This is a genomic window from Andreprevotia sp. IGB-42, assembly GCF_009848685.1.
Lineage (GTDB): Bacteria > Pseudomonadota > Gammaproteobacteria > Burkholderiales > Chitinibacteraceae > Andreprevotia.
In genome coordinates, this window is sequence record NZ_WXTX01000008.1 from 172,087 (window position 1) to 185,820 (window position 13,734).

Genomic DNA, 13,734 nt, shown 5'->3' on the forward strand with positions numbered 1-13,734 from the left:
CCGGACAGCAGCCGGATATCGCCGACAATGATGTTGATTGATACGATACTGACGTTATGAAGAGGCTTGAGGGTGAGCAATGCGGCCGCAGTTTGAACATGTCACCGTGCCGGGTGGCGCATCATGGGCGCTGCTATGGCGTGAGCTGCCGGTGCTGCCGTTTGAATGGCACTACCACCCCGAGTACGAGCTGACCTTTACCGTGAATGCGCGTGGCCAGCGTTACGTTGGCGATCACTTTGCCGATTTCGACGATGGTGATCTGGTGTTGGTCGGCCCCAACCTGCCACACACCTGGTCATCCAATACCCCGCTGGACGGCAGCCGCCCCATGCTGGCGGTGGTAGTTTGGTTTACCCGGGCATGGGTGGATAAGTTGGTAGACGGCATGCCGGAGCTGCAGCCGCTGCGCCTGCTGGCCAGCCACGCCGCGCAGGGGCTGGCGTTCTCGCCGGCGGTGGCGGCGCGTGTGCGGCCGCTATTGCTGTCGCTGAATGAACTCAGCGCCGCGCGCCGCATCCCGGTGCTGCTGGATGCCTTGCTGCAGCTCTCTGCAGATAGCCACGCACAAACGCTGGCCGCATTGGCCGCTACCCCTGCACAAGACAGCAGCCGGGACAGGCTGGCCCGCATCCTGGAGCGTCTGCACAGCCACTTTGCCGAGCCGCTCAGCGTAGCTGCACTGGCTGGCCACGCGGCATTGTCGGTCGGCGCGTTTCACCGTTTCTTCAAGCGGCATACCGGCAAAACGGTACTGGAATACCAGGCCCAGCTACGCATCGGCCATGCTTGCCAATTGCTGATCCAGACCGCCAAGCCAGTGGGGGTGATTGCGAGCGAAGCGGGCTGGAACAACCTTGCGCACTTCAACCGGCAATTCCTGGCCGCCAAGGGCATCACGCCCAAGGCATTCAGGGCGCAATACACGCGTTAGCCTGTTTTGATTGGCAGGGGATATCGCTGCAGATCGTTCATCCTTATTTGGTGGCGTGGTATGCCAGTTTGAATCTAGCGTGGGTGATCGATGCGGATACGCTGGCGCCAGCGCCGCCACAAACCGGCCAGGCTGCCGTTGTAATACCACAGCAATCCGCACAAGCAATACAGCGAGAGCGAAGCGGGAAAGTTGGCTGCGCGCATCCAGATCAGCGCCTGCGGGTCCTGATAGTGCCAGTAGATGGCGTAGCAGCCATCCACGGTGAACCAGGTGGCAAACAGCATCACCGGCCACCAGCGCCAGCGGCGCGCCACGATCACCCGCAAGCTCCACGGCGCGGTAAGGTAGGCCAGCAGCGCCATGATGAAGCTGATGGGGATATCCCAGTCCGGCGATGGGGTGCAGATCGAGCCGGCGATCAGCAAGCCGATGCCGATTGACAGCGTGATCAGTTTCCATGGGCGGCGATATTCGTTAATGAGCGTGCGTGTCATGGCTTGTTGCCGGTCAGTGGTCGCTATGGGGGGACGCTACAGAATCATGCGCCCGGAATATCTATCCTTGACTCGGATGGCCCGATTGCCTACCTTAAGATTACCTTGCTGTGCTCGTATGGAGAGGCTCGATGTCCCGGATGTCCCGTTTGTATACTCTGTTTGGCACCCTGCTGGTCGCCTTGTGTGGCTGGCTGTACATGCCGGTTGCCATGGCCGCAGATGAGGCGGGTACCCAATCCTTCAAGACCGAAGAGATCGAAGCGCTGGTTGCGCCCATCGCGCTCTATCCGGATGCGTTGATTGCCCAGGTACTGATGGCTGCGACGTACCCGCTGGAGGTAGTGGAGGCCGCACGCTGGACCAAGGCAAACCCCAACATCAAGGACAAGGCGCTGGAAGATGCCATGCAGAAGCAGGGTTGGGATGCCAGCGTGAAATCGCTGGCGGCGTTTCCGCAAGTGCTGACGATGATGAACGAAAAGCTGGACTGGACACAAAAGCTGGGTGACGCATTCCTCGCGCAGCAGAAAGACGTGCTCGATGCGGTGCAGGTATTGCGGGCCAAGGCCAAGGCCGAAGGCAATCTCAAATCGAGCAAGGAACAGGTGGTGAGCGAGGTGGTGGAGAGCGGCACCACGGTCATCAAGGTCGAGCCGGCCGATCCACAGGTGGTCTATGTGCCCACCTACAACCCGACCGTGGTGTACGGCACCTGGCCCTATCCCTATTACTCGCCGTATTACTACTACCCGCCAGGCTATGTGGCCGGGGCGGCCATTTCCTTCGGTGTCGGCCTGGCCATCGGCTCCGCATTGTGGGGCAACTGCAATTGGGGCGGTGGCAACGTCAACATCAACGTCAATCGCTACAACAATTTCAACCGCACCAATATCTCCAACGGCAACTGGAACCACAACGTGGACCACCGCAAAGGAGTGCAGTACCGCGACTCTGCCTCCCGCGAGCGTTACGGGCGTGATGCTTCCCGGAACACCGCCGCATCGCGCGATGCGTTCCGTGGCCGTGCCGAGCAAGGTCGCAGCGATATTGCCGGCGGTGCAGCCAAGGATTTCAAGGGCGGCGCAGCAGGTTCGCGTGATGGTAGTGGGCGTGATGGTGCCGGCCGGCATGATGCGGCTGGTAAAGCGGGCGGGCGGTCGAACCAGCTCGGTAACACACGTCCGGATCGTTCGGGCAATGCACTGCAGGGTATGGATAACGCGGGGAGAACGCGCGATATGAGTTCGCGCGGGGCCAGCAGCCGCAACGCTGCAGCCACTCATCGCAGCAGTGCCGCACCACGCGCCCGCAGTGGTGGCGGTGGTCACACCCGCAGCGCACCGTCACGCCGGCGCTGATACGCGCCCAACCTTTGAACCACGAGGATGCATAGATGGTCTCCCCGCATAAGCTGACAGGGCAAGGGTTGCTGGTGCTGGCGCTGTTGTTGCCCGCCGCTACGCCCATGGCATACGCTGCCGTACAGACATTCGCAACACCCGAAGCCGCCAGTGAAGCCTTGGTTGACGCATTCAGAACCGGCAACGCCAAGGCCTTGAAGCAGTTGTTCGGCCCGCAGCAGGCCTCGCTGCTGGATAGTGGCGATCCGGTGGCAGACCGCTTGGCATCCGAGCGTTTTGTTGCCGCGTGGGAGGCGGGACATACTGTGGCGGTCGATGCATCCGGCAAGCGCGCCACGCTGGAAGTCGGCAACGAGGGCTGGCCTTTCCCCGCACCCGTCGTCAAGACCGGCAAGACATGGCGTTTTGACGGCAAGGCCGGTGTCGAGGAGCTGGCCAATCGCCGCATTGGCCAGAATGAGCTCTCCGCTATCGAGGCCGCGCGCGCGTATGTGGATGCGCAGAACGACTACTACCTGCAAAACCCGCAGCGCGATGCACTGTTTGCCTATGCGCAGCGCCTGAGCAGCTCACCGGACGAGCGCGATGGCCTTTACTGGCCAACCGCGGAGGGAGAAAACCCCAGCCCGCTGGGACCGCTGTTTGCGGCGGCGCGCAGTGAGGGCTACAAGTTCGACGCGAGAAGCGCCCCCATTCCCTACCACGGCTATTACTACCGCGTGCTGACCGCACAGGGCCCCAATGCCAAGGGCGGCGCCTACGATTATCTGGTGCGCGGCAAGATGCTGGGCGGCTTTGCCTTGATTGCCTACCCGGCCCGCTGGGGCAGCTCGGGGGTGATGAGTTTTGTCGTCAATCATGAGGGCACCGTTTACCAGAAGAACCTGGGGGCGAAAACCACTGCCGAGGCTGTACGCATCAACCGTTTCGATCCGGGGCCGGGCTGGACCGCGGTACCGGATCAGCCTTGAGTGTTGCGTGGCGTTCTGAACGGAAAAAGCCGGCAATTGCCGGCTTTTTCGTAGCGAGCAGCAGGTTGTGGCTGGCTCACTGGTCAGCCAGCAGGGAGGGCTGGCCGGCAACGGCGGTGTTACTGGCTGATACGCGCCAGCTCATCGAAATAGGTCGGGAAGGTCTTGGCGGTGCAGCCCGGATCGAGAATGCGTACCGATGTGGCCAGTGACACCAGCGAGAAGCACATCGCCATGCGGTGGTCGTCGTAGGTGCCGATTTCCGCATTGGCGATGAAGGCGGCCGGCGGGGTGACAACCAGGTAATCCTGGCCTTCTTCCACGGTGGCGCCCACCTTGCGCAGCTCGGTGGCCATGGCGCTCAGGCGGTCGGTTTCCTTCACGCGCCAGCTTTCGATATTGCGCAGCGTGGTGGTGCCCTCGGCAAACAGTGCAGCCACGGCGATGGTCATGGCGGCGTCGGGGATATGGTTGAAGTCCATATCGATGGCCTTGAGCTTGCCCGCTGCCGGCATGCTGGCGGAAATCCAGTTGTCGCCGCGCTCGATCACCGCACCCATCGCTTCCAATGCTTCGGCAAAGCGCACGTCACCCTGGATGCTTTGCTTGCCCACGCCGGTGACCTTCACCGGATTGGCTGCCGTGGCACCGATTGCGCCGGCGGCAAGGAAGTACGAAGCGGATGATGCATCGCCTTCGACGAAGATCTCGCCCGGGCTGGTATAGGTCTGGCCACCGGGAATCACGAATTCATTCCAGCCGTTGCGGGTGACCTGAATGCCGAAGCGCGCCAGCAGATTGAGGGTGATTTCGATATACGGCTTGGAGATCAGCTCGCCGATCACTTCCACGGTGAAGTCGCGGCCGGTCAATGGGAGCGTCATCAACAGGCCGGTAAGGAACTGGCTGGATACATTGCCCTTTACCGCCACGCGGTTGCCGGCAATCTGCCCGGGCTTGATCTGTAGCGGCGGGTAGCCTTCGGCACCCAGGTAATCGATCTGCGCGCCGGCCTGGCGCAGTGCGTCGACCAGATCGCCAATGGGGCGCTCGTGCATGCGCGCCACGCCGGATAGCTTGTAGCGGCCACCGGCCAGTGCCAGCGCTGCGGTCAGCGGGCGGAACGCGGTGCCGGCGTTGCCGAGGAACAGGTCGGCATCCTTCACCGGGAAATCGCCGCCGCAACCTTGGATGCGGAAATCGCGGCTGTCTCCCTGTTGTTCCCACTGCACGCCCAGCGCGGCCAGCGCTTCGAGCATGCGTTGGGTATCGTCGGAGGCCAGCAGGCCCTTCACCAGCGTTTCGCCGCTGCTCAGTGCGGCCAGCAGCAAGGTGCGGTTGGAAATGCTCTTGGAGCCAGGCAGATCCACAGTGCCGGCAACGCGGGAAATCGGGGAAAGGTCGAGGAACGCCATGGCGGTGGTCTCAGCTTCTGGTCAGGTTGATGGGGTGGGGCCAGATATCGGCGCGCAACCGGGCAACGGCGGCGCCAACCAGATCCGGGCCCAGTTGGTTCAGGCAATTCATATGCCCGAGCGGACAGGTGCGCTCGAAACAGGGGCTGCAATCGAGATCGAGCGTGACGATCTGTGCCTCTGCCGACAGCGGCGGCGTGAAGCCGGGGCTGCTGGAGCCATAAATGGCCACCAGTGGCACCCGCAATGCGGCGGCAACGTGCATCAGGCCGGAATCATTGCAGATGGCCACGCTGGCAAAGCTCATCAGGTCGATCGCCTCGGCCAGGCTGGTACGGCTGGCCAGATTGTGTACACCTGGGGCCAGTGCTTCGATCTCGTCGGCTATCTCCTTGTCCTTGCCGGAGCCGAATAGCCATACCTGCAGGCCGCGAGCCAGGCACTCGCGTGCAAACTCGGCAAAATGCCGCGCTGGCCAGCGCTTGGCCGGGCCGTACTCGGCACCGGGGCAACAGGCCACGATGGGGCGGGCAAGGTTAAGGTCCAGCCTGTTCAGCGTGGCTTGCCGCTCGGCGCCATCCACATGCAGCTGCGGAAACGGGATGGGCTGCGCCGGTGGCTCGTCGGGGGCTTCGGCCAGCGCGGCAAAGCGCTCGACCATTTTCGGCAGTGCAGCGGCGTCGAGCTTGCGCAGGTCGTTGACGAGGCCATGGCGCGCCTCGCCAGTCCAGCCGGTGCGGGTGGGGATGCCGGCAAAAAACGGGATCAGGGCCGACTTGAGCGAATTGGGCAGCAGGATGGCCTGATCGTAGCCACGTTTTTTCAGCTGGCGTGCCAAGCGCCAGCGCGCGCCCAGTTTCAGCTCGCCGTGGCCGAACGGGTTGTCGAATGATTCGCTGATCTCGGCCATGCGTGCATGCAGCGGGCGCGTCCATGCCGGCGCCAGTACATCGATCTGTACGCCGGGGTGCTGCGCCTTCAGCCGCGCATACAGCGGCTGGGCCATGATGGCGTCGCCCACCCAGGAGGGGGCGACTATCAGGATTTTTTTCATTCACTTCAACTGCAAAGCGGCGCAGTGCGCCGCTTTGGTCGTTACTTGCGGCTTGGCCTGCCACGGCCGGAGCGGCTAAAAAAATCAGTGCAACAGCGCTGGCAGGGTACCGGCCGGCGAGGTGCAGCCTGCGAAGTAGGCGAGGCCAAGCGACCCCGCGGCACAACGCAGCGATTTTTTATTGGCTGATCAGTGGTGGCCCTTGATGACTTCGCCTTCGCGCAGCTTGTACAGCGTGCCGCAATACGGGCAAAGCGCCTCGCCTTTCTTTTCGATCGGCAGGAACACGCGCGGGTGGCCGTTCCAGGCAATCTGGTCCGGCGTCGGGCAGTGCAGCGGCAGGTCGGCAGCGCCAACCTCGATCACGCGCTGGGTATTTTCTTTCTGGACGGTCATCGTCTGTTCCTCAGCTCAAACCAGCGTCAGCCAGTCTGCGTGATTGTCGTCGCGGCCTTGCACGATGTCGAAATAACGCTTCTGGATTTCCGCTGTGATCGGGCCGCGCGAACCGATGCCGATCGGACGGTTGTCGAGTTCGCGGATCGGCGTCACTTCAGCGGCGGTGCCGGTAAAGAAGGCTTCATCGGCAATATAGAGCTCATCGCGGGTAATGCGCTTCTCGATGATCTGCAGGCCCATTTCGGTGGCGATATGGAACACCGTGTTGCGGGTGATGCCGTCGAGGCACGAGGTCAGGTCCGGCGTGTAGAGCTTGCCGGCGCGGATCACGAATACGTTCTCGCCCGAGCCTTCGGCCACGTAGCCGTCCACGTCCAGCAGCAGTGCTTCATCGTAGCCGTCCTGCGCTGCTTCCTGATGGGCCAGGATGGAGTTCATGTAGTTGCCGTTGGCCTTGGCCTTGCACATGGTGATGTTCACATGATGGCGGCTGAAGCTGGAAGTCTTCACGCGGATGCCGCGCTCCAGACCTTCCTTGCCCAGGTAGGCGCCCCATGGCCATGCAGCCACGATCACCTGCACGTTGTTGGCCGGCGGGGCAATGCCCAGCTTTTCCGGGCCGTAGAACGCCATCGGGCGCAGGTAGCCCGATTCGAGCTTGTTCTCGCGGATCACCGACAGTTGCGCGGCGTTGATTTCTTCCTTGGAGAACGGCAGGTTGATGCCGAGGATCTTGGCCGAATTGAACAGGCGGTTGGTATGGTCCTGCAGACGGAAGATGGCCGCGCCCTTGCTGGTTTCATACGCGCGCACGCCTTCAAAGACGCCCATGCCGTAATGCAGTGTGTGGGTCAGTACGTGCGTGGTCGCTTCGCGCCACGGGACAAGCTTGCCGTCGTACCAGATGACGCCATCGCGGTCAGCCATCGACATGAGTATTCTCCTAGCCAGAAATCGGTATCGCAAAACGCCAGATTGTAGCGGAAAACCCGGTGGTTCATCCCGTCAATCAGCGGAAAAACGTACTGGGCGCCACACCGAAGTGGCGGCGGAACATGGCTGAAAACGCGCTCGGGCTGTCGTAACCGCAGTCGAGCGCCACGTCGACGATCTTTGCGCCGCCAGCCAGTTGTTCCAGCGCGGTCATCAACCGGGCCTGCTGGCGCCACTGGCCAAAGGTCATGCCGGTTTCGCGTGCAAACAGCCGCTGGATGGTGCGTGCATCGATGCTCAGCTGCGTTGCCCAGTGCGCAATGGTGACCGGCAGGTCTGGCGTGGCCAGCAACTGCTCGCAGATGGCCTGCAGCCGCGCATCGCGCGGGTGTGGCAGGTGCAGCGGCAAGGTGGGCAGCAGCAGGATTTCATCCAGCAGCAAGCGGCTGAGCCGGCTGGCGCGGGAGTCCTCCGGATAGGGTCGTGGCAGATCGATGGCGGCAAGGATCAGCTCGCGCATCAGTGGCGATACCGCCAGCACCGCGCACTGCTGCGGCAGGCCGGGTGCTGCATCGGGCCGGATGAACACGGTGCGCATCTGCACCGTGCCCACCATGCGCACATGGTGTTCCACGCCAGCCGGTATCCACAGCGCACGGCTGGGTGGCACCACCCAGCTGCCGGCAGCGGTGGCGATCACCATCACGCCGCGTACCGCGTGGATCAGCTGTGCATGCGGGTGCTGATGCCATGGCGTGGCGTGTTCCGGTGCGTAGTCCACTGCCATGGCCACCACCGGCAAGTCACTGTGATGGTATTGCAGGTAACGGGGCGGCAAGTCGTCTGCTGTCACTGTTGTCATTTTTGCGATGATTGCTGCCTTATTCTCGCAGGACGGACGCTTTGCAAGCAATTAGCATTGGCAATTCCATTCCATTCCATTCTGGAGTACGACATGAGTGACACGCAAAGCGCCACGCTGGCAGCGGGCGGCACACCGGCTGCCCGCACAGGGTTCAATGTGCTGGGCGCCATCAGTTTCGCGCATTTCCTCAACGACATGATCCAGTCGCTGATCCTGGCCATCTACCCGCTGCTGAAGGGCAACTTCCATCTGAGCTTTACGCAGATCGGCCTGATCACCTTTACCTACCAGGTCACCGCATCGTTGCTGCAGCCGCTGGTGGGTGCGTATACCGACCAGCACCCGCAACGCTACGCGTTGCCATTCGGCATGGCCTGCAGCTTGGCCGGCCTGCTGACGCTGGCGTTTGCCCCCAGTTTTGGTGCGCTGCTGGTGGCGGCAGCTTTGATGGGCACCGGTTCATCCATCTTTCACCCGGAATCGTCGCGCGTGGCGCGGCTGGCTTCCGGTGGGCGGCACGGCATGGCGCAATCGGTGTTCCAGGTAGGGGGCAATGCCGGTAGCGCCATGGGGCCGCTCTTGGCGGCGTGGGTGATCATTCCGCATGGCCAGCACAGCGTGGCGCTGTTTGCGCTGGCGGCACTGCTGGCCATGGCAGTGTTGTGGCAGATCGGCAACTGGTACCAGCGCCAGCATCTGTCCCGCCCCCGGGCTGCACGCGTGGTGGTCGAGAATGGCTTTTCCAGCCGGCAGGTGGGTGTGGCCATGCTGGTGCTGATGGTACTGGTGTTTTCCAAGTACTTTTACCTGACCAGCATCAGCAGCTATTTCACCTTCTACCTGATCCAGCGTTTTCATCTGCCGTTGCAGGGCGCGCAGCTTTATCTGTTCGTGTTCCTGTTCGCGGTGGCGGCCGGCACCATCCTGGGTGGGCCGATCGGTGACCGCATCGGCCGCAAGCGGGTGATCTGGTTCTCCATTCTGGGTGCCGCGCCGTTCACGTTGGCCTTGCCGCATGTGGGGCTGGCGTTGACTGGTGTGCTGACCTTCGTGATCGGCTTCATCCTGGCATCCGCGTTCTCGGCCATCCTGGTATATGCGCAGGAGTTGATGCCGGGGCGGGTAGGGATGGTATCGGGGCTGTTCTTCGGATTTGCCTTCGGCATGGGCGGCATCGGGGCCGGCGTGCTGGGCCATTTGGCGGACCTGCACGGCATCGAAGCGGTGTACCGGCTGTGTGCGTATCTGCCGCTGCTGGGCGTGCTGACAGTGTTGCTGCCGGAGATGCGCAAGCGCAAGCGATGATAGTGATGGTGCGGGCTGGCGGCATGGGCCGCCGGTGCGGCAGGAATGGCAGGCAAGAAAAAACCCGGTCATGGACCGGGTTTTCAAATACTGGAGGCGCGAGCCGGAGTCGAACCGACCTACACGGATTTGCAATCCGGTGCATAACCGCTTTGCTATCGCGCCATCAAGAAAAATGGGAAAGACTGATCTTTCCCATTCATCTGGTAACTGGAGCGGGATAAGAGGCTCGAACTCTCGACCTATACCTTGGCAAGGTATCGCTCTACCAACTGAGCTAATCCCGCATCTGAGTGCTGTGACGAAGTAGGTGGAGCGGGATAAGAGGCTCGAACTCTCGACCTATACCTTGGCAAGGTATCGCTCTACCAACTGAGCTAATCCCGCGTCTGCTTCGTCTTGCAACAGAGGAGCGCATTATGGTCAGCGGCTGGTTTTCTGTCAACACTCATCCAGAAATAATTTACAGGATGATGGCTAATTGCTTGAACGAACGTATAAAATATCGTCACGGCGCAAACCCGGTGGGATCCATCGGGCGGGGTAGCGCGCCGGGGCTGATGTATGTTTTGCAGTGCCGCACGGGACAGCCCGGCGGGTTTTCATGGAAGGAACTGCCATGGGCAAGAAAGTGGTTACGCTGGCGCATTATTATTGCCAGCCCGAAATCCAGCAGATGGCCGACAAGGTCGGCGACAGCCTGGAACTCTCCCTGTATGCCAAGGAATGCGGGGCGGACACCATCGTGTTTGCCGGCGTGCGCTTCATGGCAGAGACCGCCAAGATACTGAATCCGCAAGCCGAGGTGATCCTGCCCGATTCGCGCTCTACCTGTTCGCTGGTCACGCAGACCGATGTGGGCGCGCTCAAGGCATGGCGCGAAGCCCACCCCGATCACGTGCACGTGAGCTACATCAACAGCTCGGCGGAGCACAAGGCGCTGTCCGACTGGATCGTGACCAGCCGCAATGTGGACGACATCATTGCCCACATCTACGCCGAAGGTAAGCAGGTGATCTTCTCGCCCGACCGCAACATGGGCGCCTACCTCAACTTCCAGTACGACTACGGCATGCCGCTATGGAGCGCCGTGTGCGAAGTGCACGACAAATTCAACCAGAGCGCGCTGGATGAGGCGTTTGCCGGCGTGGCTGGCGCCAAATACCTGATCGCGCACCCGGAAAGCCCGCTGCCGGTGCTGCAGCAGGCCGATTACGTGGGCTCGACCTCCGGCATGCTGAACTGGATCAAATCCTATGCCGCCGAGCCTGACGCGGTGATTTTCGTCGCCACCGAAGACGGCATCCTCTACAACATGGGCCTCGCCCGCCCGGATCTCGACATCCGCCAGGCGCCGATCTACGCCGGCTGCCAGTGCAACTCGTGCCCGTACATGAAAATGAACAGCATCGAAGCCGTCAAACGCGCCCAGGCTGGCGAAGGCGTACGCATCGATTACCTGAGCGACGAACAAATGGAATCCGCCCGCCTGCCGATCGAACGCATGCTGGAGTTCTCCAAGCGTTACTACCAGTAATGCAGTTAAAAACGGGCGGTTTACCGCCCGTTTGTCATTCGGAGCAAGATTTGGTCTTTTTTCGTGGGGCGACAGCGATGCTTGATGAGTCGCCTTCTCCCTTCCGAAGCGCCGAGCAGCACAGCACAGCACAGCACGGTGCGGGGTAGTCGGGAAGGGATGTTCTAGCCCGAAGGCAGAGTGACCTTCCCGCCGGTAGCGTGCGAAGCTTTGCTTCGCCCAGCAATGGGCGCGCAGCGCAGTGAACCCCGCAGGGGCGCTTGCAGCAGGTGATGCCAAAGCTTGGCGGCTTTGCCGCTGAGCGACGCGGGGCGGCCATCCGAGCGCGGAAGGCGCATCAAAAAAAGCGCGCCGTAGGCGCTGACCAGAATGAATGACTAAAACGGCGATATCCAATGCAGTTTCAAACGCTGCAATTGCCCCAATAGAAAAAGCGAAGGCCCGCTCTCATGCAACACTTCGACTACCTCGTCTTCATCGGCCGCTTCCAGCCTGTCCACCTCGGCCACCTCAAGGTGATCGAAGCGGCATTGGCCCATGCCGACAAGCTGATCGTCATCTGTGGCTCCGCACGGCAGGCGGTCAGCCCGCGCAATCCGTTCACGCAGGCCGAGCGCGAAGCCATGCTGCGTGCCGCGCTGCCGCCGGAATGGCAGGAGCGCGTGTTCGTGGTGGGGTGCTCCGACCGCATGTACAACGATCAGCAATGGGTGACCGAGGTACAAAGCCTGGTCGACAAGGTGATTGCCGTGGATACCGCCAGCCTGGGCCACCGCGCAGCCGAGTTCCGTATCGGCATCGTCGGCAGCAGCCGCAACCGCAACAACTACTACCTGGAGCTGTTTCCGCAATGGCAGCGGGTGGAGGTGCCGGATGAACCGGGCATCGACGCCGCGCAATTGCGCGACTGCTTTCTCAATGATGGGGGCGCCCGTTTTGCCCACTGTGCAGACAAGCTGCCCCCGGCGGTGTACAGCTGGATGAGCCAGTTCCAGCATGGCGAGGTCTACCCGTACATCGTCGCCGAACACCGCTACCTGCGCGATTTCCGCCAGCGCTGGGCGGTAGCACCTTACCCGCCCACTTTCGTGACCGCCGATGCGGTGGTGATCCACTCCGGCCATATCCTGCTGGTGCGGCGCCGCGGCATGCCGGGCAGGGGGCTGTGGGCGCTGCCGGGCGGCTTTGTCGAGCAGGATGAGCCGATCCGCGATGCCGTGATCCGCGAGCTGAAGGAAGAAACCCGTTTGAAGGTGCCTGCGCCGGTGCTGGCGGGGTCGATCCGCGTCAACCGGGTGTTCGACCATCCGCAGCGCTCGCTGCGCGGGCGCACCATCACGCACGCGTTCCTGATCGAGCTTACCCCCACCGGCGATGGTTTGCCCAAGGTGCGCGGCGGCGATGATGCCGATCGCGCATCGTGGGTGCCGCTATCCGAATTCAGCCGCATGGAAGCGCAGCTGTTCGAAGATCATTTCTACATCGTGAACTGGTTTCTGGGGCAGATCTGAGCGGGGTGTGTGCGGTAGCGCATCAGCAGGCGTGGCGGGTAACGCGGAAGGCTGGCAGGGCAGGGGCCTGCTTGCGGCCTGCCTGCATCGGGGCGACGCTACTTGCGACCGCCGCCGTTGTTGGTGGGCCAGTGCGCAAACTTCCACTCGTCGTAGGTCTGTTTGTCGATGAAGCCGACATACTGCGTAGGGAAATTGGCCTGCTTGAGCGGGCGTTGCCGCGATTTGCTGTACACGCCCATGAAACCGCCACCGGGCGCGGCAATATAGCCCCAGTCCTCGTCGGTGATCGGGTCCTTGTAGGGGCGGCGCAGGAAGTGCCGTGGAAATGGCACGCGCGGATCCTGCACCAGGTCGTCCAGCGTCTTGGGGTACTGCATCTGCTGCCCCTGCTGCTCGGTGTAGCGTTTGATGGCGACACGGATTTCGTCGCCCTGGCGCATCAGCTGTTCTTCCTTGGCGCGCAGCATGCGGGTCTGCCATGCCTCGCCGACCGCGCCGAGATAGATGCCCATCACCAGCACCATCATCAGCGCCCACAGATAGGCAAAGCCCTGCTGCGCTGGCCGCTGGCCACTACAGCGATTTGAACGGCTGCCCATCTGAACCGGTGCCGTCGGCACCGCTCTTCACGTCATAGATGCCCGCGCCGCCTTCCGGCGGGATCAGTTCCCACGAATCACGCTTGGTGGTGATCGGGTCCACCGGTACCTCGCGCAGGTAGTGTTTTTCCACCAGCTCCTGCAGGGTATTGGGGTAGCGGCCGGTATCGGCATAGAACTTGTCGACCGCATCGCGCATCGCAACGAGGTTGTGCTTGAGCACCGTTTCTGCGGCACGGTCGGTCTGCTGGAAGTAGCGGGGTACCACCAGCGTCAGCAAGGTGGCCATGATGGCCAGCACCACCAGCAGTTCAATGAGCGTAAAGCCGCGTTTGCGGTTCAACTTG

14 protein-coding genes and 3 tRNA genes are annotated in these 13,734 nt (G+C 62.2%); 6 read left to right on the plus strand and 11 right to left on the minus strand.

Annotation, left to right across the window (positions count from 1 at the left end; translation table 11 throughout):
- Window positions 1–79 precede the first annotated feature (79 nt).
- On the plus strand, window positions 80–934 hold the full coding sequence (locus tag IGB42_RS13825) for an AraC family transcriptional regulator (RefSeq protein ID WP_159672582.1): 855 nt from the start codon (window positions 80–82) through the stop codon (window positions 932–934).
- A 74-nt stretch (window positions 935–1,008) separates the two neighbouring features.
- Here the strand turns inward: IGB42_RS13825 and IGB42_RS13830 are convergent, their stop codons facing one another.
- The gene (locus tag IGB42_RS13830; RefSeq protein WP_159672584.1) at window positions 1,009–1,431 is read right to left on the minus strand and encodes a hypothetical protein; all 423 of its coding nucleotides are present in this window, start codon (window positions 1,429–1,431) and stop codon (window positions 1,009–1,011) included.
- A gap of 149 nt (window positions 1,432–1,580) precedes the next feature.
- Between IGB42_RS13830 and IGB42_RS13835 the strand changes: the two genes are divergently transcribed.
- Both IGB42_RS13835 and IGB42_RS13840 read left to right on the plus strand, forming a co-directional pair.
- Window positions 1,581–2,792: a DUF3300 domain-containing protein gene (locus IGB42_RS13835; RefSeq protein WP_201799940.1), complete on the plus strand. Its 1,212-nt coding sequence runs from the start codon at window positions 1,581–1,583 to the stop codon at window positions 2,790–2,792.
- 35 nt (window positions 2,793–2,827) lie between these two features.
- On the plus strand, window positions 2,828–3,766 hold the full coding sequence (locus tag IGB42_RS13840) for a DUF2950 domain-containing protein (RefSeq protein ID WP_159672586.1): 939 nt from the start codon (window positions 2,828–2,830) through the stop codon (window positions 3,764–3,766).
- Window positions 3,767–3,885: 119 nt separating this feature from the next.
- Here the strand turns inward: IGB42_RS13840 and aroA are convergent, their stop codons facing one another.
- The 5 genes from aroA to IGB42_RS13865 all read right to left on the minus strand — a co-directional run bounded on the left by aroA (window position 3,886) and on the right by IGB42_RS13865 (window position 8,429).
- Window positions 3,886–5,181 carry a 3-phosphoshikimate 1-carboxyvinyltransferase gene (gene aroA / locus IGB42_RS13845; RefSeq protein ID WP_159672588.1) on the minus strand — a complete coding sequence of 432 codons (1,296 nt, stop codon included), beginning with the start codon at window positions 5,179–5,181 and terminating at the stop codon, window positions 3,886–3,888.
- 10 nt (window positions 5,182–5,191) lie between these two features.
- Entirely contained in the window at window positions 5,192–6,235 is a 1,044-nt protein-coding gene (waaF, locus tag IGB42_RS13850; protein ID WP_159672590.1) for a lipopolysaccharide heptosyltransferase II, read from the minus strand.
- Window positions 6,236–6,424: 189 nt separating this feature from the next.
- Window positions 6,425–6,631 carry a zinc-finger domain-containing protein gene (locus IGB42_RS13855; RefSeq protein WP_159672593.1) on the minus strand — a complete coding sequence of 69 codons (207 nt, stop codon included), beginning with the start codon at window positions 6,629–6,631 and terminating at the stop codon, window positions 6,425–6,427.
- Between the two features lie 15 nt (window positions 6,632–6,646).
- Window positions 6,647–7,567 carry a branched-chain amino acid transaminase gene (locus IGB42_RS13860; protein ID WP_159672595.1) on the minus strand — a complete coding sequence of 307 codons (921 nt, stop codon included), beginning with the start codon at window positions 7,565–7,567 and terminating at the stop codon, window positions 6,647–6,649.
- A 76-nt stretch (window positions 7,568–7,643) separates the two neighbouring features.
- The gene (locus IGB42_RS13865) at window positions 7,644–8,429 is read right to left on the minus strand and encodes a helix-turn-helix transcriptional regulator (protein WP_159672596.1); all 786 of its coding nucleotides are present in this window, start codon (window positions 8,427–8,429) and stop codon (window positions 7,644–7,646) included.
- Window positions 8,430–8,522: 93 nt separating this feature from the next.
- Between IGB42_RS13865 and IGB42_RS13870 the strand changes: the two genes are divergently transcribed.
- Window positions 8,523–9,737, plus strand: a complete 1,215-nt coding sequence (locus IGB42_RS13870; protein ID WP_159672598.1) for an MFS transporter — start codon at window positions 8,523–8,525, stop codon at window positions 9,735–9,737.
- Window positions 9,738–9,828: 91 nt separating this feature from the next.
- On the opposite strand, the gene IGB42_RS13875 is transcribed toward IGB42_RS13870, so the two are convergent.
- From IGB42_RS13875 to IGB42_RS13885, 3 genes are all read right to left on the minus strand, one after another.
- Window positions 9,829–9,902, minus strand: a tRNA-Cys gene (locus IGB42_RS13875).
- Window positions 9,903–9,948: 46 nt separating this feature from the next.
- A tRNA-Gly gene (locus tag IGB42_RS13880) sits at window positions 9,949–10,024 on the minus strand.
- A 24-nt stretch (window positions 10,025–10,048) separates the two neighbouring features.
- A tRNA-Gly gene (locus tag IGB42_RS13885) sits at window positions 10,049–10,124 on the minus strand.
- A gap of 217 nt (window positions 10,125–10,341) precedes the next feature.
- On the opposite strand from IGB42_RS13885, the gene nadA reads away from it, so the two are divergent.
- Complete coding sequence (nadA, locus tag IGB42_RS13890; RefSeq protein ID WP_236822585.1) at window positions 10,342–11,274, plus strand: quinolinate synthase NadA; 933 nt, start codon at window positions 10,342–10,344, stop codon at window positions 11,272–11,274.
- Window positions 11,275–11,723: 449 nt separating this feature from the next.
- Window positions 11,724–12,785 carry a bifunctional nicotinamide-nucleotide adenylyltransferase/Nudix hydroxylase gene (locus IGB42_RS13895; RefSeq protein ID WP_159672600.1) on the plus strand — a complete coding sequence of 354 codons (1,062 nt, stop codon included), beginning with the start codon at window positions 11,724–11,726 and terminating at the stop codon, window positions 12,783–12,785.
- 98 nt (window positions 12,786–12,883) lie between these two features.
- Here the strand turns inward: IGB42_RS13895 and IGB42_RS13900 are convergent, their stop codons facing one another.
- Together IGB42_RS13900 and IGB42_RS13905 are read right to left on the minus strand one after the other, a co-directional pair.
- Window positions 12,884–13,387 (minus strand): type II secretion system protein, encoded by a 504-nt coding sequence (locus tag IGB42_RS13900; protein WP_159672602.1) that lies wholly within the window; start codon window positions 13,385–13,387, stop codon window positions 12,884–12,886.
- Window positions 13,362–13,730 carry a type II secretion system protein gene (locus tag IGB42_RS13905; protein WP_236822586.1) on the minus strand — a complete coding sequence of 123 codons (369 nt, stop codon included), beginning with the start codon at window positions 13,728–13,730 and terminating at the stop codon, window positions 13,362–13,364. Before IGB42_RS13905 ends, IGB42_RS13900 begins: the two co-directional genes overlap by 26 nt.
- Between the last annotated feature and the right edge of the window lie 4 nt (window positions 13,731–13,734).

Bases quoted from the DNA above. Each gene is read 5' to 3' on its own strand.
- IGB42_RS13825 (WP_159672582.1), top strand. From the start codon at position 80: ATGCGGCCGCAGTTTGAACATGTCACCGTGCCGGGTGGCGCATCATGG.
- IGB42_RS13830 (WP_159672584.1), bottom strand. From the start codon at position 1,431: ATGACACGCACGCTCATTAACGAATATCGCCGCCCATGGAAACTGATC.
- IGB42_RS13840 (WP_159672586.1), top strand. From the start codon at position 2,828: ATGGTCTCCCCGCATAAGCTGACAGGGCAAGGGTTGCTGGTGCTGGCG.
- aroA (WP_159672588.1), bottom strand. From the start codon at position 5,181: ATGGCGTTCCTCGACCTTTCCCCGATTTCCCGCGTTGCCGGCACTGTG.
- waaF (WP_159672590.1), bottom strand. From the start codon at position 6,235: ATGAAAAAAATCCTGATAGTCGCCCCCTCCTGGGTGGGCGACGCCATC.
- IGB42_RS13855 (WP_159672593.1), bottom strand. From the start codon at position 6,631: ATGACCGTCCAGAAAGAAAATACCCAGCGCGTGATCGAGGTTGGCGCT.
- IGB42_RS13860 (WP_159672595.1), bottom strand. From the start codon at position 7,567: ATGTCGATGGCTGACCGCGATGGCGTCATCTGGTACGACGGCAAGCTT.
- IGB42_RS13865 (WP_159672596.1), bottom strand. From the start codon at position 8,429: ATGACAACAGTGACAGCAGACGACTTGCCGCCCCGTTACCTGCAATAC.
- IGB42_RS13870 (WP_159672598.1), top strand. From the start codon at position 8,523: ATGAGTGACACGCAAAGCGCCACGCTGGCAGCGGGCGGCACACCGGCT.
- nadA (WP_236822585.1), top strand. From the start codon at position 10,342: ATGGAAGGAACTGCCATGGGCAAGAAAGTGGTTACGCTGGCGCATTAT.
- IGB42_RS13895 (WP_159672600.1), top strand. From the start codon at position 11,724: ATGCAACACTTCGACTACCTCGTCTTCATCGGCCGCTTCCAGCCTGTC.
- IGB42_RS13900 (WP_159672602.1), bottom strand. From the start codon at position 13,387: ATGGGCAGCCGTTCAAATCGCTGTAGTGGCCAGCGGCCAGCGCAGCAG.